This window comes from Clostridium sp., from assembly GCF_036643715.1.
Lineage (GTDB): Bacteria > Bacillota > Clostridia > Clostridiales > Clostridiaceae > Clostridium.
Genome location: NZ_JAVXRL010000017.1, coordinates 31,450 through 52,383, shown reverse-complemented (window position 1 = coordinate 52,383; position 20,934 = coordinate 31,450). Strand labels below are relative to the sequence as shown.

27 protein-coding genes are annotated in these 20,934 nt (G+C 28.6%); 2 read left to right on the top strand and 25 right to left on the bottom strand.

The window, feature by feature from the left end; genetic code table 11:
• Positions 1-156 precede the first annotated feature (156 nt).
• On the top strand, positions 157-1,260 hold the full coding sequence (locus RSF37_RS06925; protein ID WP_332563675.1) for a tyrosine-type recombinase/integrase: 1,104 nt from the start codon (positions 157-159) through the stop codon (positions 1,258-1,260).
• A gap of 44 nt (positions 1,261-1,304) precedes the next feature.
• On the opposite strand, the gene gpr is transcribed toward RSF37_RS06925, so the two are convergent.
• The gene (gpr, locus tag RSF37_RS06920; RefSeq protein ID WP_332563674.1) at positions 1,305-2,279 is read right to left on the bottom strand and encodes a GPR endopeptidase; all 975 of its coding nucleotides are present in this window, start codon (positions 2,277-2,279) and stop codon (positions 1,305-1,307) included.
• Positions 2,280-2,454: 175 nt separating this feature from the next.
• Between gpr and rpsT the strand changes: the two genes are divergently transcribed.
• Positions 2,455-2,718: a 30S ribosomal protein S20 gene (gene rpsT, locus RSF37_RS06915; protein ID WP_332563673.1), complete on the top strand. Its 264-nt coding sequence runs from the start codon at positions 2,455-2,457 to the stop codon at positions 2,716-2,718.
• 92 nt (positions 2,719-2,810) lie between these two features.
• On the opposite strand, the gene holA is transcribed toward rpsT, so the two are convergent.
• The 24 genes from holA to RSF37_RS06795 all read right to left on the bottom strand — a co-directional run bounded on the left by holA (position 2,811) and on the right by RSF37_RS06795 (position 20,928).
• Positions 2,811-3,854: a DNA polymerase III subunit delta gene (holA, locus tag RSF37_RS06910; protein WP_332563672.1), complete on the bottom strand. Its 1,044-nt coding sequence runs from the start codon at positions 3,852-3,854 to the stop codon at positions 2,811-2,813.
• A gap of 14 nt (positions 3,855-3,868) precedes the next feature.
• Positions 3,869-5,563, bottom strand: coding sequence for a ComEC/Rec2 family competence protein (locus RSF37_RS06905; RefSeq protein ID WP_332563671.1), 1,695 nt, complete (start codon positions 5,561-5,563; stop codon positions 3,869-3,871).
• A 50-nt stretch (positions 5,564-5,613) separates the two neighbouring features.
• Entirely contained in the window at positions 5,614-5,967 is a 354-nt protein-coding gene (gene spoVAE / locus RSF37_RS06900) for a stage V sporulation protein AE (RefSeq protein WP_332563670.1), read from the bottom strand.
• A 23-nt stretch (positions 5,968-5,990) separates the two neighbouring features.
• Entirely contained in the window at positions 5,991-7,004 is a 1,014-nt protein-coding gene (spoVAD, locus tag RSF37_RS06895) for a stage V sporulation protein AD (RefSeq protein WP_442878507.1), read from the bottom strand.
• A gap of 32 nt (positions 7,005-7,036) precedes the next feature.
• A complete protein-coding gene (gene spoVAC, locus RSF37_RS06890; RefSeq protein WP_332563669.1) occupies positions 7,037-7,498 on the bottom strand; it encodes a stage V sporulation protein AC in 462 nt (153 codons plus the stop codon).
• A gap of 144 nt (positions 7,499-7,642) precedes the next feature.
• Positions 7,643-8,401 carry an RNA polymerase sporulation sigma factor SigF gene (gene sigF / locus RSF37_RS06885; RefSeq protein ID WP_332563668.1) on the bottom strand — a complete coding sequence of 253 codons (759 nt, stop codon included), beginning with the start codon at positions 8,399-8,401 and terminating at the stop codon, positions 7,643-7,645.
• A 14-nt stretch (positions 8,402-8,415) separates the two neighbouring features.
• Entirely contained in the window at positions 8,416-8,844 is a 429-nt protein-coding gene (gene spoIIAB / locus RSF37_RS06880) for an anti-sigma F factor (RefSeq protein ID WP_332563667.1), read from the bottom strand.
• Positions 8,845-8,858: 14 nt separating this feature from the next.
• On the bottom strand, positions 8,859-9,194 hold the full coding sequence (spoIIAA, locus tag RSF37_RS06875; protein WP_332563677.1) for an anti-sigma F factor antagonist: 336 nt from the start codon (positions 9,192-9,194) through the stop codon (positions 8,859-8,861).
• 256 nt (positions 9,195-9,450) lie between these two features.
• The gene (locus tag RSF37_RS06870) at positions 9,451-11,736 is read right to left on the bottom strand and encodes an AAA family ATPase (protein ID WP_332563666.1); all 2,286 of its coding nucleotides are present in this window, start codon (positions 11,734-11,736) and stop codon (positions 9,451-9,453) included.
• Between the two features lie 173 nt (positions 11,737-11,909).
• Positions 11,910-12,584, bottom strand: a complete 675-nt coding sequence (deoC, locus tag RSF37_RS06865) for a deoxyribose-phosphate aldolase (RefSeq protein ID WP_332563665.1) — start codon at positions 12,582-12,584, stop codon at positions 11,910-11,912.
• 98 nt (positions 12,585-12,682) lie between these two features.
• Positions 12,683-13,729 (bottom strand): DNA polymerase IV, encoded by a 1,047-nt coding sequence (locus tag RSF37_RS06860; RefSeq protein ID WP_332563664.1) that lies wholly within the window; start codon positions 13,727-13,729, stop codon positions 12,683-12,685.
• Positions 13,730-13,746: 17 nt separating this feature from the next.
• The gene (locus RSF37_RS06855) at positions 13,747-14,715 is read right to left on the bottom strand and encodes a DUF4003 family protein (RefSeq protein WP_332563663.1); all 969 of its coding nucleotides are present in this window, start codon (positions 14,713-14,715) and stop codon (positions 13,747-13,749) included.
• A gap of 164 nt (positions 14,716-14,879) precedes the next feature.
• Positions 14,880-15,257, bottom strand: a complete 378-nt coding sequence (locus RSF37_RS06850; RefSeq protein WP_332563662.1) for a 4Fe-4S binding protein — start codon at positions 15,255-15,257, stop codon at positions 14,880-14,882.
• A complete protein-coding gene (locus tag RSF37_RS06845) occupies positions 15,250-15,687 on the bottom strand; it encodes an NADH-quinone oxidoreductase subunit B family protein (RefSeq protein WP_332563661.1) in 438 nt (145 codons plus the stop codon). Before RSF37_RS06845 ends, RSF37_RS06850 begins: the two co-directional genes overlap by 8 nt.
• 15 nt (positions 15,688-15,702) lie before the next feature.
• Positions 15,703-16,659: a complex I subunit 1 family protein gene (locus tag RSF37_RS06840; RefSeq protein WP_332563660.1), complete on the bottom strand. Its 957-nt coding sequence runs from the start codon at positions 16,657-16,659 to the stop codon at positions 15,703-15,705.
• Positions 16,660-16,866 (bottom strand): hypothetical protein, encoded by a 207-nt coding sequence (locus RSF37_RS06835; RefSeq protein WP_332563659.1) that lies wholly within the window; start codon positions 16,864-16,866, stop codon positions 16,660-16,662.
• Entirely contained in the window at positions 16,850-18,502 is a 1,653-nt protein-coding gene (locus RSF37_RS06830) for a proton-conducting transporter transmembrane domain-containing protein (protein ID WP_332563658.1), read from the bottom strand. Before RSF37_RS06830 ends, RSF37_RS06835 begins: the two co-directional genes overlap by 17 nt.
• Positions 18,499-18,843 carry a sodium:proton antiporter gene (locus RSF37_RS06825; RefSeq protein ID WP_332563657.1) on the bottom strand — a complete coding sequence of 115 codons (345 nt, stop codon included), beginning with the start codon at positions 18,841-18,843 and terminating at the stop codon, positions 18,499-18,501. The genes RSF37_RS06830 and RSF37_RS06825 overlap by 4 nt, the downstream gene beginning before the upstream one ends.
• Complete coding sequence (locus tag RSF37_RS06820; RefSeq protein ID WP_332563656.1) at positions 18,833-19,282, bottom strand: MnhB domain-containing protein; 450 nt, start codon at positions 19,280-19,282, stop codon at positions 18,833-18,835. Before RSF37_RS06820 ends, RSF37_RS06825 begins: the two co-directional genes overlap by 11 nt.
• Positions 19,269-19,553: a hydrogen gas-evolving membrane-bound hydrogenase subunit E gene (mbhE, locus tag RSF37_RS06815; RefSeq protein ID WP_332563655.1), complete on the bottom strand. Its 285-nt coding sequence runs from the start codon at positions 19,551-19,553 to the stop codon at positions 19,269-19,271. Before mbhE ends, RSF37_RS06820 begins: the two co-directional genes overlap by 14 nt.
• Entirely contained in the window at positions 19,550-19,816 is a 267-nt protein-coding gene (locus RSF37_RS06810) for a Na(+)/H(+) antiporter subunit B (RefSeq protein WP_332563654.1), read from the bottom strand. The genes mbhE and RSF37_RS06810 overlap by 4 nt, the downstream gene beginning before the upstream one ends.
• Positions 19,809-20,156, bottom strand: coding sequence for a monovalent cation/H(+) antiporter subunit G (mnhG, locus tag RSF37_RS06805; RefSeq protein ID WP_332563653.1), 348 nt, complete (start codon positions 20,154-20,156; stop codon positions 19,809-19,811). Before mnhG ends, RSF37_RS06810 begins: the two co-directional genes overlap by 8 nt.
• Entirely contained in the window at positions 20,153-20,413 is a 261-nt protein-coding gene (locus RSF37_RS06800) for a monovalent cation/H+ antiporter complex subunit F (RefSeq protein ID WP_332563652.1), read from the bottom strand. The genes mnhG and RSF37_RS06800 overlap by 4 nt, the downstream gene beginning before the upstream one ends.
• The gene (locus RSF37_RS06795) at positions 20,410-20,928 is read right to left on the bottom strand and encodes a Na+/H+ antiporter subunit E (RefSeq protein ID WP_332563651.1); all 519 of its coding nucleotides are present in this window, start codon (positions 20,926-20,928) and stop codon (positions 20,410-20,412) included. Before RSF37_RS06795 ends, RSF37_RS06800 begins: the two co-directional genes overlap by 4 nt.
• Positions 20,929-20,934: the final 6 nt, after the last annotated feature.

The window sequence follows — 20,934 nt, the reverse complement described above, 5'->3', positions numbered from 1 at the left end:
GAAATAAATATGGAGTTATGCATGAAATAGATAATTATCTTATTTATTTTATACCAACATTATGGATAGGTAAGACTTTTTAATATTACAGTTGCTAATACAACTGTTTATTTTATAAACAAAACAGAACGTACATTCTGTGAAAGGGGTACACCAATGGATTATAATATTACGTACAGAGAAAAAAACAACGGTCTACAAGTAATTATTTCTTATAAGGATGCTTTAGGAAAGTGGAAGCAAAAATCTAAGCAAGGATTTTCTAATACACGTGATGGTAAAAAACAAGCTAAAATTGAAGCTGATAAGATCCTTCAAGAATTAAAAATAGTAGTTGGTAATAATTTGAATATTAATTATACTGAAATAAAATTAGGTGAATTTATAAATATGTATATAGAGCATATAAAGCTCTATAGGGCATTAAAGACTATTTATTCCTACAATATGTCTCTAAAAGCATTCGAACCTATATATGGGCTTAAAATGAATGAAATAAATACTCTTGATATACAAAGGTGTATTGATGAAATGACTAGACGAGGTTTAAAGGAAATAACCGTAAAAGGATATATAGCTAAATTATCAACTGTTTTTAATGCGGCAATTAATAATTATGATATTTTACTAAAATCACCAGTAAAGAATCTAAATATAAAAAAATCTAAAAAGAGTACTGAAAAGAAAGCCTTAACAGATACTCAATTTAGTGAATTAGTAAATAAATTTGAAAGTTCTATTTATAAAAAATATGTCCCTATAATCCTAATAGCTGGTACTTGTGGATTAAGAATAGGTGAGATAATGGGACTTACTTGGAATGATGTTGATTTTAAGTCATCAACATTAAACATTGATAAGCAATGGAAGATAATATCACTTAATCCAAAAAAATTTGGTTTTGATGAATTAAAGTCCAAAAATTCATATAGATTTGTTCCAATCCCACCTAAAACATTGAAGTATTTAAAAACATTAAAACAAACTCAACCTATAAATTTTATGAATAGAATTATAAAAAGTCAAAGTACCGATAGTGTAGTTAGTTTTCTAAATAAAAAATTTAAAGAACTTGGATTTGAACTAACAATACATGAATTACGTCACACTTATGCTACTAAACTTATTTCAAATGGAATTGATTTTAAAACAGCAGCTAAGTTGCTTGGGCATACAGTAGAACAAACTCTTAAGACTTATAGCCATGTAACTGACGATATGTTGACTAAAGCTTCTAATGTAATAAGTAATATTTTTTGACGTATTTTTGACGTTTCAAACTAAAGTGGCTTATTTACAGGCTTTTAATTCATAAATTTATTTATATCTTCCATATCGAGATTTGGTTGTATTGCAATATTGATTGCATTTGCTATTATTTTTGATAATGAATCAATTACTAGATCTACTTCCTTTGGTGTAACCATTAAATCTCCTACATATGGATTAAGTAGACTCTTAATTAGAGCACTCTTTTCATTCTTATCTATTTTTTTAATCATCTTAAAAAATTCTGATCCCTCTTCTGATTGACTTATAAGTTCATCAATAACTAAATCAATACTGTCATTAGCTATAGTTGCAGCATCAACTACGGTTGGAACTCCAATTGCAATAACTTTAACTCCTAAAGTTTCTTCATTAATTCTCATTCTATGATTATTAACTCCAGCACCTGGTGATATTCCAGTGTCACTTATTTGAATTGTCCTATTTACCCTTTCTATTTTTCTTGATGCAAGAGCATCAATACATATAACCATATCTGGCTTAATCTTCTCAACTAAAGCCTTAATAACTTCACCAGTCTCTATACCTGTAATACCAAGAACACCTGGTGCTATTGCGCATACTGGTCTTATTGAATCATCTATAGTATCTGGCATAACTTCTTTTAAGTGTCGTGTTATCATTATTTTATCTACAACTTTTGGTCCTAATGCATCTGGCGTAACCTTCCTATTACCAAGTCCTACAACAAGTGCAAGCTTCTCTTCATTTAAATCAACTAAATCTTTTAAACTAATACCAACAGCCTTAGATAAATCATCCATAAGCTCACCATCATAAACCGTATGCTCTGGAATATCCACTGTAATATAATTACCAATTGGCTTACCTAATTTCTTCGCACCACCTTCATTTTCAATCTTCACCTTAGTTACGGTACTATTATTAATTATTTTTTCTTCTACGAGTACTCCATCTATTTCATTTTTATGCTCTTTTGAATAATGCTCTTTTGCCTCAATTGCAAGGTCTGTTCTAAAGTTTAACATACTCTCACCTCTTAAAAATTTATGTGTTCTAAATTATTTTTCCTCTTTGTTTGAATTTAATACTTGAATATAATAAACTTCAATGCTATAATATGGTTTGTTGAATGTAAACTCGTACGCAGATTCCCCAGAAACTGCAGAGAGGCCCTATAAAATTTAGAGGGGGTGAAAAGTAATGGCAAACATCAAATCAGCTAAAAAAAGAATTAAAGTTACTGAAACAAAGACTTTAAATAATAGAATGGTTAAATCAGCGTTAAAAACTGCTATAAAGAAGTTCGAAGCTGCTGTTGAAGCTAACAATGCTGAAGAAGCGAAGACTTTATTCGTTAAAGCTGCTAAGTCACTAGACATGGCTGCTTCAAAGGGAGTTCTTCACAAGAACATGTCAGCTAGAAAGAAATCAAGATTAGCTGCAAAATTAAATGCTATGGCATAGTAACATAAACCGACCTTTTGGTCGGTTATTTACTTTCTTTAGATTTTGTAAAGTAAAGTAAAAAAACTCACCTATTTAGGTGAGTTTTTTATTTATTTCTTTACCATAGCAATCGAAAGTAAAAATAATTCCAGTTCGCCTTTTTTATCAGAAGTACTACTTTTTAATTTATTTTCTGTTTCAACACAAAGTCTTAATATTTTTTCTAATTGGTTTTTAGAAAACTTTTTGCTCTGCTGTATTAATTTCTCTACAACGAATTGAGGAATTCTAAACTCCTTCATAAAATCTTGTACATTTTTCCCTTTTAAAAGACCAATCTTCATATCATATAATTTTTTAAATTGATTTTCTATGCTTATAATTATTAACATATGTTGCTCTGCTTTAAATAAAAGTTCATTTAAAATATCAACTGCTTTTTCAATCTTTTTTTGAGATATTAAATCTACCAAGTCAAATACATCATCTTCACTTTTATTTGGAATTAATAAGTCTATATCTCGTCTATCTATATCTCTACCTATAGTATAATCAGATAATTTTTCCACTTCCATTCTAGCTATATGCAAATTCATAGGAAGTTTCTCACAAAAATACTTTAATTGTATTTTATTTATACTTCTCTTATTTTCCTTAAACATAAGTTCCACTCTCTTATAAAATCCATCACGTTTAAGCTTATCAATTTGAACAACTGTAGTTACTTTATCAAGTCCCATTATATTTTTGTTTTTCTTTGCAGAATCTCTCTTGTCTTTAAAAACATAATACATTACTAATATAGTCTGTTCTGGCATATCTTTTAAATATGCTTTCATATCTTTATAAAAACTTTTACTTTGCGAATCAAGTTTATCATTTAAAAATGCACATCTATAAATTACAACGACCTTTTTCTCTGCCATAAACGGTAAAGTTTCACATGCATTTACGACTTCTTCAAATGTACATTGAACACCATCAAACTTTACAAAATTTAAATCCATAAGATTCTCATCTTTATAAGGCTCTACTAACTTACTTACACTTTCTTTAATAAGTTCTTCATCAGGTCCACAAAGGACATAAGAATTCCTAATCTTATTAAGTTTTATATCTTTCTCTAACGTTTCATAATTAATCAAAGCAATCACCTTTCAACTCTGTTCTACTTAAATAATAACTTGTTACCTATTATTATAATTTCATTTACATCCTTATCTTTGAAATTTATTATATCATATTCTTCTTTATTTTTATTATCTCTAGTCATATTTAAATAGTATTTATCTCCATATAAAGTAAGTATATAGTTATTGCTATCTTTTTTTAAATAACATTCATCTTTTATATTTATTTCTCTAAATTCAGTATATCCTCTACTCGCTTTTGTTTTGTCTTTAATGCTTCGTATTTTGTTGCTTTTATCTGCAAGTACTACTCTATCCCCTTTATAAGAAAGTATTAACGCACCTTCTCTTCTATATAATATTTTAGGATTTATACTATATAAGCTAATACATGTAAATAAAATATAACTAATTGGTAGTACGATTATCTTTTTCACTCCCCTTTTATATAAATAATATGTAATTATTAATGTTATATAAAAATACCCATAATTCTCATTTAAATTAATTAATGATGGAGTAAACCTATCTAATAAACTCATAATACTATCTAAAAAGTCTACAACATTTAATATTATAAAGCTTATAAAATCAAATATATATTCTATTTTCACTGCAACTATAAGTATAATTCCAAGTACTAAAATTAAGTTTATTATAGGTATTAAAATTAAGTTTCCAATTATAAAACCTATTGATAACTCATTAAAAAATATTATTAATATTGGAATCGTAAAAATTTGAGCAGATAATGATATACTTACAGTTTCCCTTATTAATTTAGGTAGTTTAAATATCTTTCTATTTAATCTTTTATTAAATAATATTATTCCAAGAGTAGCTCCAAAAGATAATAAAAATCCTATTGTAAATATAGAATACGGCGCCATAAAAAATATTATTATAGCACTTAAAGCTATTCCCCCAAGAGGATTATATCTCTTCTTAACTAATATACCAAGACTTGCACAAAACAACATTATAAAGGCTCTAACACTTGAAAAGGCTACTCCTGTCATAATCACATATAAAAATGTAATACATAAAGAAACTTTTTCTTTAAATAACATTTTAAATATTAAGAATATAACTCCAATATGAAGACCTGATACACTTAAAGCATGTATTATTCCAAACTTTTTCATGTCCTCTTCATCTTCACTATCTAAAAATGAATCTCTTCCAAATACAATAGAAGTAACTAATGATGCTTTTCTCATTCCAATATTTTTTTCAAGCTTCTTCTTAAAATCTTCCTTTATTCTAGACAATTTAGTAAATATACTTTTATCTACAATTTTATAACTCTCTATTTTAAATTCCCCAATTGTACCGGTCTCTTTGTCTAAAACTTTTTTAAATTCTCCTTTTGATAATATTTCCTGTCCTTCACTAAATCCTTTAATATCTCCTTTTAAAAATACTTTCCTAGAATTTATATTCCCAAGACCACCATAGGAATATACTCTTTCAATTCGGATTTTTTCTACATTATTAACTTTAATATTATAAAAATTAATATTAATAATTATTCCAATTACAAATATTCCAACTAAAAATATTGAAAATTCTATTCCTTCTTTTAGAAAAACCCATAAAAATAAAAGGCTAACTATAATTAAAGCTAGCCATAGATCGCTGTTTATATATCTATAAAATAAACTACTTGTAAGGAATGTCACTGCTATATATAAAATAGCTAGCTTAACCTTACCTATATTTTTAAATGACATACCCTTCACCTCACAGCTTCAAGTATTGCCACTATTATATTCTTTTATGCTTATTTTGTTTTTGCATTAAATATTACAGCCATTAAATATCCAAAAAATATCGCCGCTGTTATTCCTCCAGCTGCGCCTTTTATTCCGCCTGTAAATGCTCCTAAAAGTCCTATTTCTTGAACTTCCTTTATTGCTGACTTAGCTAAGGTGTTTCCAAAGCCCGGTAGCGGTATTGTAGCACCTGCACCTGCAAAATCAATTAGCTTATCATATACTCCAAATGCCCCAAGCACTGCACCAAGTGTTACAAATAACACTAATATTCTTCCTGGAGTTAACTTAGTCTTATCCATTAAAATTTGTGCTATAACACATATAAGTCCTCCAACAACAAAAGCTTTTAAATATTCCATGTATAAGCTTATCTCCTTTCTTATTACATCTCTATAGATACAGCATGTGCTATACCTGGTATACTTTCACCTTGAAGAGAAGAAGTTGTGCTCATTAAAGCACCCGTTGATATTATAAGTGCACTTTTAATTTCTCCTCTCATCATTTTTTTATATATGTATCCTGAAGAAACAACTGCTGAACATCCGCAACCACTTCCACCCGATTCTGTTCCTTGTGTTTCATTATTAAATATTATATCTCCACAATCAACGTGATTTTCTCTTATGTCATAGCCATATTCTAATATAAGTTTATCTGTAATTTTCTTACCAACCTTTCCAAGGTCACCAGTTGTTATTATGTCATAATCTTTTGGTGTTCTTCCGGTATCTTTAAAATGTTTATATATTGTATCAACAGCAGCAGGTGCCATCGCAGCTCCCATATTATTTGCATCTTTAATACCATAGTCTTTAACTACACCTGTTGTTACATATGTTATCTTTGGGAAATTTTCTTTATACCCTAAAACCATAGCTCCAGCTCCTGTTACTGTCCATTGTGCTGTCTTACTTCTTTGTGAACCATATTCAAGAGGGAATCTAAACTGTCTTTCAGCAGCACTGAAATGTGATGATGTTGAAGCTACTGTATATTTTGCAAAGCCTCCATCCATTATTAATGCAGCAAGACCTAGTGATTCAGACATCGTAGAACAAGCTCCATAAAGGCCAAAAAAAGGTATTTCTAATTTTCTTGCAGCAAAACTTGATGATATAATTTGATTTAATAAATCCCCTGCAAATAAATAATCTATATCAGAACATTCTAAATCAGCTCTTTCTATAGCACTTGTTATTGCTGTATACATCATATCACTTTCCGCTTTTTCATAACTTTCTTTCCCACAAGTATCATCACTTAATACTTCGTCAAAGTATGACTTTAGCGGTCCCTCTCCTTCCTTTGGACCTACTATTGAAAATGTTGATATTATACTTGGCGGGTCTTCTAATTTAATTGTTTGTTCTCCTATTTTTTTTATTGCTTTCAAAATATTTTCCCTCCATTTCAGAAATACACTTTTTATATAATAAATAAATAATATATAATTCCAATTATTACAGAGCTTCCTACTCCATATACTAAAACTGGACCTGCAATTGTAAATATTTTCGCTGCTACCCCAAATATAAAACCTTCTGTTTTATATTCAATAGCGGGTGCAACAACTGCATTTGCAAACCCAGTTATAGGTACAACTGTTCCAGCACCTGCATAACTTGCAATTTTATCATATATACCTACTCCTGTTAAAAGTGCTCCTAAAAAAACCATTATAATAGATGTAATAGTTCCAACTTCATCCTTTGGAAATCCAAATTGTAATATTATATTTGATATAATCTCTCCAATGTTACATATAATTCCACCTACAAAAAATGCACGAATACAATGTTTTGCCAATTGTGGCTTAGGTTCACTTTCTGTCGCTAAATCTTTAAATTTTTGTCTTATAACCTTTTCTCTAGGTTTTTTTACCTTCAACTTGCAAAACTCCTTTCTTTTTTAATATATTTATTATTTGTAGATTTCAAAATATAACACTAGAAAAATTTCCCTAATTGTTATTTAATAAATTTATAAAAATAAAAAGATGGTATTTGTAAAAAACACCACCTTAAAAAATATTTATTCTTTTAATTTATCCCGCATCTTAAGTAAAACCTTCTTTTCTATTCTCGACACTTGCACTTGACTTATTCCTAATAATTTAGCTACTTGAACCTGTGTTTTGTCTTTAAAATATCTAAGCATTATAATTTGTCTAGCTTTTATATCTAAAGTTCCTATAGCTTCTTTTAATGCTATCCTGTCTATCATAGCATTATCATCATCAACACCTTTTTGACTTATTTTATCTATAAGTAAAACAGGTGCTCCATCATCTTGGTGAATTGTATCATAAAGATATTGCATACTAGATGCTGATTCAAGTGCAATTAGCATATCTTCCTTGTCTATTCCTGAGTATTCTGAAAGTTCATCTATTGTAGGATCTCTATCTAACTTTTTTGTAAGTTCTTCTTTACAGTAATGAATTTTCCTTGCTAAAGTTTTTAAGTTACGACTTACTTTTATCATTCCATCATCTCTTAAAAACCTTTTAATCTCTCCTATAATCATAGGTACTGCGTAAGTGGAGAACTTAACATTAAATGAAGGATCAAAGTTATTTATTGCTTTAACTAGTCCTATTGAGCCTATTTGATAAATATCTTCATATTCATAGCCTCTATTTAAAAACTTTTTGCTTATAGATGATACTAAAGCAAGATTCATTTCAATAAGTCTATTTAATGCTTTTTGATCACCCAATTTTGCTAAAGTTAAAAGCTCAGAATTATGGTCATAATTATATTCCTCTCTTTTTAAATTCTCATTATCCATATTATTCCCCTAACTTACTCTGCGTTAAATTTTTTCTTTATAACCACCCTTGTACCCATGCCTTCTTCACTATACACTTCTAAACTATCCATGAAAGTCTCCATTACTGTAAATCCCATTCCTGATCTTTCAAGGTCTGGCCTTGAAGTATATAAAGGTTCTTTTGCTTTTTCAATATCCTCTATTCCATTTCCGAAGTCAGAGATTATTATTTCAACTTCATTTCCTTTTATTTGAGCGTCAATTTTCACTCTACCATCTTCTCTATTTTCATAACCATGAATTATTGAATTAGTAACACCCTCAGAAACTGCTGTTTTTACATCAGTTATCTCTTCAATTGTTGGATCTAACTGAGAAACAAAAGCTGCAACTGCAACTCTTGCAAAAGCCTCATTTTGAGATTTACTCAAGAATTCAATACTTATTTTATTATCATACATGAAAACCCCTCCATTTAAATGCACCTTACTGCCTCATCCACAGTATCGAATTTTTTTATAATTTTAAATAATCCTGATAGTTCAAATACCCTATTTACACTGCTATTAACGTCAGCAACACATATTTTCCCTCCCTTTTGGGAAACTTTTTTATATCTACCAACTACTGCGCCAATTCCTGAACTATCCATAAAAGTTACTTTACTAAAATCCATTATAACTTTTGTTATGTTATCTCGTTCTATTCTATCATCAACTTTAACTCTAACCTCTTCAGCACTATGATGATCTAACTCGCCAATTAAATGTACAATTAAACTATCTGCACTTTTATCAAACTTAAGATACATATAATCTACCCTAAATGCAACTTTAGAGTAATTCACCTCCCCAATAATATATTAACTTCTTTTCTTCCATATTTTAACATATATTATTAATTTAAGTCAATCTTATTTATATCAGAAATAGTTTTATAAAAACAAACTAATTTAGAAAAGCCTAAAAATATACAAGCTAACACATTAAAATAAGATTTTAAATTCTTATCTTATTTTTAGTTAACAAAATATTTTTAGACTTTCTTAAAGTTTTCTACAAATTATATTATTTATATTTTTTTAATTCTTCTTTTATTAAATCGTAGAAATCACCTATATTTTCATTTTCATCTAGAATAAGTGTTTCTATTGCATCATCTAGATTACACATTTCGTATATATGGAAATCTCCATTCTTTATAGCTTCTTCTATTTCAGGCTTCAATATAAGCTCATTCTTATTTGATTCTGGTATAAGAACACCTCTTCCTTTATATCCATCTACAGCCTTACATACATTAAAGAATCCCTCTATTTTCTCGTTAGCACCTCCAATTGGCTGAACTTCACCAAATTGGTTTAAGGACCCTGTAACTGCCACATTTTGTTTTATACCTCTTTTACTTATCGCAGATAACATAACAACCATCTCTGCAACTGAGGCACTATCCCCTTCTATAATCCCATAACTTTGTTCAAAACTTAAATGCAAATCAACTGGAAGTTTTTCATATTGAGAAAGTTTTGAATTAAGAAGTGATTGTAATATTTTTATTGACTTTTCATGTATCTTACCACTTAGTTTAGATTCTTTATGGATATCTATAACATCACCATCGCCTTTAAGGGATACACATGTTATTCTAAGAGGTTTTCCAAACCTATAAGTTCCTGTATCTAATACAGCAAGACCATTTATATTTCCAACAATACTACCTTTAGTATTTACAAATATTTTTTTATCTCTATACATATCTAAATATTCATCTTCAATATCTTCTTCTTCATACATTACATCTTCAATATATTTTTTTGTTATAGTATACATATTATTTTCTTCTGCAATATTATCAGCTTTCACTAATATATTTTCAATTTTATTTTCATCAATACTAATCTTCCCTCTATTTGCAACTTCTCTAACTAAAAATCTTATTAAAGACTTCATTGCATCTTCTTCAATATCTAGAAGTCCCATTTTATTTATTTTATTTAAAACAAGCTCTCTAATTCCTGTATAAATAGTGTTAGAACCTTTAATTTCTTCTTTCACTTCACACTTTAAAGGGAATAATCTTTTAAATTCTTCGTCATTTGAATAAAGTATATTATAACTTTCGTAATCCCCAATTAATATTACCTTTACATCAATAGGAATTGCTTTTGGTTTAAGCCCATTTATTGATACAAGTTCTAAATAGTTTCTTGTACTATCAAAACTTAATTTTTCTGATAATAAAGCTTTCTTTAAATAGTAATAACTATTTACATTTGATATAAGTCTTGAAAGTCTTATTATTATACACCCTCCATTTGCCTTTAAAAGGGACCCTGGTGAAATTAATGAAAGGTCTGTTATATAATTACCATTTTGACTTTCATACTCAATATTACCTAGTAAATTCGCCATATTAGGGTCATCTTCATATATTACAGGTGGACACTCACTCAATGAATTATCAACTAAAACTTCAACGCTATATTTTGCAAGGATCTCATCTGTTTTTATCTCTTCATCATCTAAATCTATATTGTAACTTTCTATTAAATCTTCCTCTATGCTTAAAAATAAACTTTCTAAATAATTATAAGCATCATCATCTGTAATGAACTCTAGAAGCAAATCGTCACACATATTTTCCATTCTATCTTCTAGATAATTTTTTAATATATCTTTTAATTTTTCCATTGATTCAACTTCTAAATCTTTCAAATCTTCTAATATTAACTCTGCTCTTTTTTTAAGTTTATTTGCTTTTTGAAGTATTACGTCTCTTTCTTCCTTCTCTAAACCGTCGTACTCTTTTTCTGTCATTATTTCCCCTTCATTTAGAGGTATAAAAGCAAAACCTCCTCCTGTTGCTTTAACATCGAAACCTTCTACTTTTGAGATTTCAATTAATTCTCCTATATATTTGTTCCTCTTAAGATGTATTTCCTCTATTATATTATCTTTCTCTTCATCAGAAGAAGCATTTAAAAAGTCTAAGAAACTTATCGTATATTCTTCTTTTAGTTCCTCAATTCCCTTTTTTAATATTTTCCCCTTTCCAGTTGTTAAAAATATAGGAAATGGTTTTTTGCTGTCTTTAAGAGTTGCATAACATATATCTGAAGGAGGCTTTAAAGACTTGTATTCACTACTTACTAAATTAACTAACTCATCAATTTTCTCATTTGAAAATGAGTCTATAACATATAAGTTATATCCACTTCTCCTTATTTTGAGTGCTCTTTTTATTTCTTTATAGGGAGTGCTTATTTCTTTAATGTTTTTAAAGTTTATATCTTCATCCAAATTAACATACTCTATATCGTAGATTATTTCATTTACCGTTAACTCTCTCTTCATACAATGCTTTTCTAAGTCCATTTAAAATAAAACTTAGACACGCCCTCCTTGTTTATAGTTATATAGTATATTAATATTCGAATGATTTCATTTTAGAGATAGTTTTTTGAATTTATATAAAAAAATAAAAAAAACCTAAGAGGAAGTTCCTCTTAGGTCTCATTATGTAAATACTAGTAATCGCTAGTTGATACTGTTCCTTCGCATATTTCAATTGAAGCTGATGCTCCGATTCTTGATGCTCCGTTTTTAATCATTGTTTCAGCATCTTCTATAGATCTTACTCCACCTGAAGCTTTAACACCCATATCTTCACCTACAGTTTCTCTCATAAGTTTAATATCAGCTCCTGTTGCTCCTCCAGTTGAGAATCCAGTTGAAGTTTTAACAAAATCAGCTCCTGCTTCTTTTGCAATCTTACATACGATAACTTTTTCTTCGTCTGTTAAAAGACATGCTTCTATTATAACCTTTGTTAAAGCTTTTCCTTTAGCTGCTTCTACAACGGCTTTAATATCTTCTTTTACGAAATCGTAATCTTTATCTTTAAGTCTTCCAACATTTATAACCATGTCAACTTCAGTTGCACCTTTTTTAATAGCATCTTTAGTTTCGAAAACTTTAGTTTCAGTAGTTGTAGCTCCTAAAGGGAAACCTATAACTGTACATACTTTTACTTCGCTATCTTTAAGTATTGCGTAACATTCTTCAACTCTTGAAGGGTTTACACAAACTGAAGCAAAATTATAATCTAATGCTTCCTTACATAATTTTTCTACAGCCTCTTTTGTTGCTTCTGGCTTTAAGATTGTATGATCTATCATTCTTGCTAATTCATTTTTATTCATTTTTTGCACTCCTTTACATACTGTCTTTAAGATGATTATAGAACTTTTTTATACAATTTGTCAAACTATGAAATGTATTATTTTATCAACATTTCACCTTAAAACAAAGATATTTGTTCCTCTAATCCCTCTTTAAACGATGAAACACTAAGTCCTATTAATCTAACTGTTTCAAAAAAAGCTTCTTCGTATAAAAGCTCCTTTGCAACTTTTAATATATCTTCTTTATTATTTATATAATCATTTAAAGTTTTACTTCTTGTATGATTTTCAAAGGAACTAGTCTTATACTTTAAAGTTACAGTTCTTATACATTTGTCTTTCATTGCTATTATGCTACTTATTTCTTCTGAAAAATCTTCTAAGTATTTTAAAAGTTCATCTTTATCATCTGTATCTTTTTTTAATGTTCTTTCTTTTCCCATAGATTTTCTATCCCTAAATACTATTACTTCTCTATTGTCTAATCCCCTAATTCTTTCATATACTTCTAGACCCTGTTTACCTAGATATTCATAAAAAAACTCTTTTGATAATGGGTATAAGTCCTCAACTGTAAATAATCCCATATTATTTAATTTACTAACAGACTTTTTCCCAAGCCCATGTATTTTAGAAATTGATAATGGAAAAAGTAGTTTTGGAATCATATCTTCTGTAATTTCCATAATTCCATTTGGTTTATTCCATTCCGATCCAAGCTTCGCTAAAAACTTATTATAAGATATTCCAATTGATAATGTTAATCCAAGCTCCCTATATACTCTTTTCTTTATATAGTTTGCAGCTTCTTTTCCATCTTTAATATTACTAGTTGAGAGGTCTAAATACGCCTCATCAATTGATAATGGCTCAACTAAAGGTGTAACTTCTTTAAATATTTCAAATATTTTATTTGATATTTCTTTGTATCGTCCATATCTAACTTTTACAAATATTCCATTTGGACACTTTTGCCTTGCTATAAATGCTGGCATCGCAGAATGTATTCCATATTTTCTTGCTTCATAAGAACAAGTTGATACAACACCTCTCTCACTAACGCCACCAACTATAACTGGCTTTCCTTTAAGTGATTTATCATCCATTTGCTCAACTGCTGCAAAGAATGCATCCATATCAACATGTAAAATAGTTCTTTTCATTTTAATTAGTGCACTCCTTATGCTAAAACTTCTTCAAATAGTCCTTGATTCTTACTAACTATAAATGAGTATATAGCAAAACATAATAATTCTTCTAAGTATTTATTTGATACAACTCTACACTCTCTTTCATAGGATTCAACTATAAATATGCCAATTAAAGTCCTAAATGTTTTATCCATGTAAAATGAATATTCCCCTTCTTCATCGCAAAGGTATTCTATTACACTTTTAACTTTTCCAACATACTTAAAAACGTCCTCATCTTTTGCAACTACACCAAGTAAAGGAAGTACTTCATCTGCTATTTTCATATCATTTTTATCAAATACTTTAATTAATTTTTTAACTTCGTAAGGTGCCATTGAATCTTTATTTAAAAGTACACTACTTGCTATTCCTTGAAGATCATTTTTAGAGTAATTTTCTAAATCTGAAAGATATTCAAATACACTTTCAATATACTTTCTAACTTCATCAACATTCCCCATATCCTCATTAACCTTTATAGATAATAATGTACATACTAAATAGTCATCTTCACCTGTAAATTGATTATACTTAACTTTAAGTGCTCTATATATACTTTGAATGTATGGAACTACTTTGCAATAATCTCTTTCATTTACATGCTTTGCAATGGCATATGATGATAGTGCTAAGTGAGCCCCCTCTTTGAAATCGTTATCTTTTAAAATTTCTCCAACTTCAATCATTTTCTTTGAAAATTCTAAGTAATTATCTTCTTTACTTATAAGAATTGAAAGCATATATAAAATATCCCCTCTAAAGCTTGATATTTTGCTAGTGTTTGCTTTTATATATTTTCTTATTTCTTTTATTCTATCTATATTTACATTTTCATTTTCTTTAAACACAAGTGATGTGAAATGATTTATATATTCTCCATCAAATCTTAATTTATTTTTCGCTAGTTTATAGTTATCTATTACTTTATTTGCAATTCCACATAATAATTTATTCATTAAATCCCTCTCCCCCAAAAAACTTTGAAACTATATTTAATAAAAATATTTGTTACAAACTATTCTATTTTATTATATACCACTTTTATGACAATAGTATGTCTTTTTAATAACAAATTAAGTGACTAATAATTTTATTATTAGTCACTTAACCCATGTTTTTATTAAACTTTTCTCTTTGGAAGAGCCTTGTTAAAACTACCACTTACTATAAGCCCTTCCCCATCACCTACTATCATATTGTAATCACGACTTAAAGTAATTGCCTTTTTTGTACAAAAATCACTACACATACCACAGAATGTACAGCTAGTTAAATCGAAGGTTAATGTTATCTTTTGAGTTTCTGAATCTATTTTTAAAACTTCTTTCTCTATTGCACAAGGTGCACATACTCTTGTACATAATCCACATCCTATACATTTATCACTATCAAATACTATCTTTCCCCTATAACCTTCTATAACATCATAATTAGTTTCAGTTACAGGTTTTCTAAACAAATTTTTTATTGCTTCTTTTAAAAAAGGAACTTTAAACATTTCGACTCCTCTTTTCATTTAATATTTGTACTGCCTTTTTAAGTCCTTCTATTATCGCATCTGGTCTTGGTGCGCATCCTAAAACTTTAACATCAATTGTTGTCCACTTATCAAGTGGTCCATCAACTGAATAACTTCCTTTAAACACATTACAAGATAAAGGACATGATCCAAGTGACATAACTACTCTTGGATTTGGTACTTGTGATAAAATTTTTATCATTCTATCTCTTGATTGAACAGTTACAGGCCCAGTTACTATAACTATATCTGCATGTTTTGGACTTCCAGCAAGTTTTACACCGTATCTTTCTACATCATACCTTGGTCCTAAAAGAGATATAAGTTCTATATCACAGCCATTACAAGAACCAGTATTAATATGATATATCCAAGGTGATTTAACTCTACTCTTTTCTAATATATTCACTAACTATTCCTCCATTTAAAAATAATTAACTAAAATTAAACTTAGTACTGCAAATGTTGTTGGAATCATTATATAAAATCTTAATGCCTGATTTATTTTAATTCTTGCAAAGATACTTCTAACAACTGTATTTGATATAAACATAACTATAAAACTTAAAATCACAAATAATATTGTATCTAAAATTAAATTATTAAAACTATTTCCTCCTAGGAATAATGATACAAATAATGCTGACATTATAAACGCCTTTATATTTTGGGTTAACTTTGATATCCCAAGATATATCCCTGAATATTCAACAAGAGGCCCTTCACATATCTCTGTTTCACTTTCTGCGATATCAAATGGGACAACAGAGGATTCTCCAGGTATTACACATAAAAATGCAAATGCTGCTGGAATTAAATATACCTCTTTTAAAAAGTTGCCATTGATATTTTGTGCGTTTATTATTCCTTCAATTGAAAAAATTGACTCGATACTTAAAACATTCCCCGAGAACTTACATACAGAAAGAATTGCTATAACTAATGGTATTTCTAAACTTAAAAGCAAAACACCTTCTCTTGATGCTCCAATACTTCCGTATGTTGATGATGAACTACTACCTGCTACAATTAATGCTATATTTGATATAGTAAGTAAGTATATTATAAAAATAATATCACTCTCATTTTGAATAAATGTATTATTAAATATAGGTATAAAAATTGGTACAATAATGACACTTACAACACCAATTACAGGGGCAAGTAAGAACACTTTTCTAATAGCATTTTTGGGTACTATAACTTCCTTACTTAAAAGTTTAATAAAATCATAAAAGGGTTGTATTATAGGTGGACCTATTCTTCTTTGCATTCTAGAAACAAGTTTTCTATCTATACCTGAGGCAAATAAAGATATTAAAATTAAAAATATCCCACCTGGGAATACTAAAGAGAAAAAAATCATCTTTAAAATATCCATCTATACACCTCCTTTTAAAATAAAGAAGGATATTATAATTACTACACTAAGTGTTCCTATTACCCAAAGTACATAGTCATTTACACTTCCACTATGATAGCTTTTTATTTTTTCAAAATATATTCTAAATTCATATTTCATGCCCCAAAATATATCGTGAGCTCCTAATTTATTTTCATAGCTTTCAGATTCACCACAATAAAACATTGCTACTTTTCACTCCTTTAACTATTTTTAATTTCAGAAATAATATAATTGCCACAATTAAAATGAAAAATAATAATAAAAAGGATTTTGAACTATAGGGCGAATCGTAAGTTAAATTTATTTTTAAACCTTTTATACTTATAATAACTTTACTTACTACTTCGTTAATTACTGTATTTGAAAATAAGCCAAGTGCAACACATATAATAGACAATATAAATAGAGGTAATTTCATAGAAAATGGAATATCCCCTTTACCTCTTATATTCAAAGATGTCTTGCCAAGGAATACTGTGTGAAAAACTTTCATAAATGAAGCTAATGTCATAACAGACACTACTAAACAAAAAATAGTTACAAATGGCATATTGGCGCTATATGATGAAGTATATAAAATCCATTTAGAACTAAATCCATTAAAAGGTGGTATACCACTTATAGATAATGCTCCAATTAAAAACATTATCATCGTAAAAGGCATTTCACGTCCAGCACCTGATACTTCATCAAGATTAGTTGTCCCAGTTTTATAAAGTATCGCACCAGCACATAAAAATAATAAACATTTAAAAGATGCATGATTTATCATGTGAAATATTCCTCCAGATAACCCTTCATTTGCGATCCCTTCAATTGATAATAATCCTATTCCAATTCCAACTACAATATATCCAATTTGAGAAACTGAATGAAATGCTAATAGCCTCTTAAAATCACTTTGTATAAGTGCCATAGATACTCCAACTATCATAGTAATTACACCCCACCAAACAATAAAGTAAGCTGCACCTTTATTACCTGTTAGTGAAAATAATACAAATAATATCCTTATAACAGCGTATATACCGGTCTTACTCATAATGCCTGATAATATCATAGATATAGATGATGGAGCTGACATATGAGCATCAGGTGGCCAAGTATGACAAGGAACCATAAATGCCTTTACAGAATATCCAACAATTAAAAATGAAAATGATAATATAGTTACAGCACCAAAATTATTAGAGCCTTCCATAAGTCTATTTGCTATATCTCTAATATTTAATGTGTGAGTTTCCATATATAAAAGAACTGTTCCGACAAGTATAAACGATGATCCAAGACCACCAATAATCGTATACTTAAAGCCCGACTCTAATGCCTTCCACTTATCATTTCTAAAAGCTGTTAGTGCTATAGCTGATATAGTCATTATTTCAAGCATTACATACATATTGAATAAATCACCTGTAAATACAAAACCAATCATACTTCCAACTAAAAGTAAAAATAACATATAGTATTTAGATAATCCAGTATCTTTTTCCATGTACTTTAAAGAATATATAGCAGAAATTAAAGAAGCACATGTAATAATAATTCCAAGAAGTAATGAAAGAGAATCAACATATAGTGTTATACCTATACTTTCACCATTTACTCTAGTAAATCCCCCCATATTATAAGTTAATATCTCACCAGTAATAAACACATCCTTTATCATCATAAAGCATGCACTTAAAGATATTAAGCATCCAATTACAACTGCTGCTTTCTTAACTTTAATGTATCTATCCTTTATAAGACCAACAATAAACGTAAATATAAAAGGAGTAATTATTGCAATTAAAGGTAATCCTGATTGTGCGCTCATCCCTTTAACCTCCTCAAATCATCTGCATTTATTGAATTGTAATGTTCTTTTATCTTTATAACTATTGTTAATGATAATGCTGTAACGCAGGCTCCAATCACAATAGAAGTTAAAGTGAGAGCTTGTGGTACTGGATCTACAAAGTTCATACTTTCATTAAATCCATTTAAAAATATAGGAGCTGTACCATCTTCTCTATATCCAATACTTATTAGCATTAAGTTTATTCCATAATCTAATACACCCATACCAATTATAATTTTAATTAAATTCTTTTTTGAAATTATTATGAGTAGTCCAATAAATATAAGAGCAAAGGCGCCTATATAATTAATTAACATCACTATCATCCCCCTTCAATATAGAAATCATAACTAGAAGCAATAATGATATTCCAGCTACAACCTTATACCCCACTGCAAAATCCATAAAAAATATAGTTCCTGATGAAAATACGCCTCCAACTATACCTTTATCTAAAACATTAGTGAAAAATGGTACTCCGTAAATTATTCCAAGGGATGCTATAAATACAAATGTTAATGAGAAAAACTCTTCAGTTTTACTAAGTCTATCTGTTCTAAATAAAGATATAAGCTTATCTCTTCCATAGGCAATATAATATATTGGAATTATACTTGCTATTATTACTCCACCTTGAAATCCGCCACCTGGACTTAAATGGCCATGAATTATTACATATAAACCAAGCATTAATACCATTGGAATTGTTAGATTTGCACATTTTTTTATTATTATATCCCGTCTATTCCTCTTCATCTAAATCACCCTTTTTACTCTTTCTAAGGACAACTGTAATACCACATATAGCAGTAAAAAGTACGAAAGACTCTCCAAGAGTATCATAGCCTCTAAAGTCAAATACTGTTGCTGTTACTGTATTTATAGCTCCTGTTTTTTCTACTGTATTATTTACAATCTCTTCTCCTATACCATCATAAGTAGAAGGCATTTTACTCATTGTGTATGAAGCGATAAGAAATGAAATTGCTATTATAAAAAGAGAGATAACTTTTATAAATTTCTTCATTTTTTAATATCTCCTCCCTTTTTATTATTTTTAATTTTACTTAATGCAACAATAAATATTACTGGAGTTAATACAGCACCAACTGCACCTTCTGCCATAGCAACATCTGGAGCACCTAAAAATAAAAATTCTATAGAAACAAAAGCGCCAAGAACTGCCATAGCAATAATACACGGAAGTAACTCATCTAGAAAATAAATAATACAAGCTGAAATTATTATTGAAGTAATAACTAGTGTGTTTAAAATGTTAAAGCTACTCATCAAAATCAGCCTCCTCTTTGTATTCATCTAAAATTGTTTCATCACAAAGTTTATCTTTAAGTTTATAAGAGGCTCTCCCCATGAAGTTTGATGCTACTGGGCTTGTAATTAAAATAAACATTATAATAATTAACCCCTTAATAGCTAATGAATAATTAAAGTTAGTCGCACCGTATATTGAAGCTCCAACTATTATAAACATTGCACCAAGAGTTGAAATATTAGTTGCTGATTGTAGTCTGCATAAAGTATCTTTCATTCTAAATATTCCAATGACTCCACATATAAGAAAAAACATTCCAGTAACAATAAAAAATATAGTTATTATATTTAAAATCATACTTTCCCCTCCAAATACTTACATATAAGTACTGTAGAAACAAATCCTAATAAAGTTACTATTAGTCCCAAATCTAAAAATATAGCTCTACCTGTCCTACACCCATAAATAGTCATAGTAACCCCAAGTATTATATCTATACTATCTGCAGCCATTACTCTATCAATAATATTTGGTCCTTTAAATACTCTATATAAAAGTGACATTGAAAGTAATATTAAAATAACTTCTACTGCATACAAAATATTTGAAATCATTTAAATATCCTCCAAATATTACTCTCTAAACTAGTTTCTATGCCCCCTATAATATCTTCTTTGCATTTTGCATCTATCGAATGTATATATAAGCTCCTTTTATCACTATCTTCTACTAAATCTAAAGTTATTGTTCCTGGCGTTAAAGTTATTGTATTAGCTAATAGGTTAATTCCTACTTCAGATTTTAAACTGATGTTATATTTTATTATTCCAGGTGATATGTTGACTTTAGGACATATAGACCTTTTAGCTACATCTACATTGCTTTTTATAAGTTCTACAAAATAAATTGGTATAAATCTTAAACTCATAATAAAAAAACCTTTATTAACTACATCCTCTTCTTTAATTAAAATAGCTGTTGTTATTATTGCTACAATAACTGAGACTACTATCCCTGTTATTACTTCTTGAATATTTATTTTACTTAAAGATATATCTTGAATTGTAAGTCCAATCCAAAATATAAATAATACAATTGACTTTAGAAGTATTGATTTAATTTTTTTCATATTTTT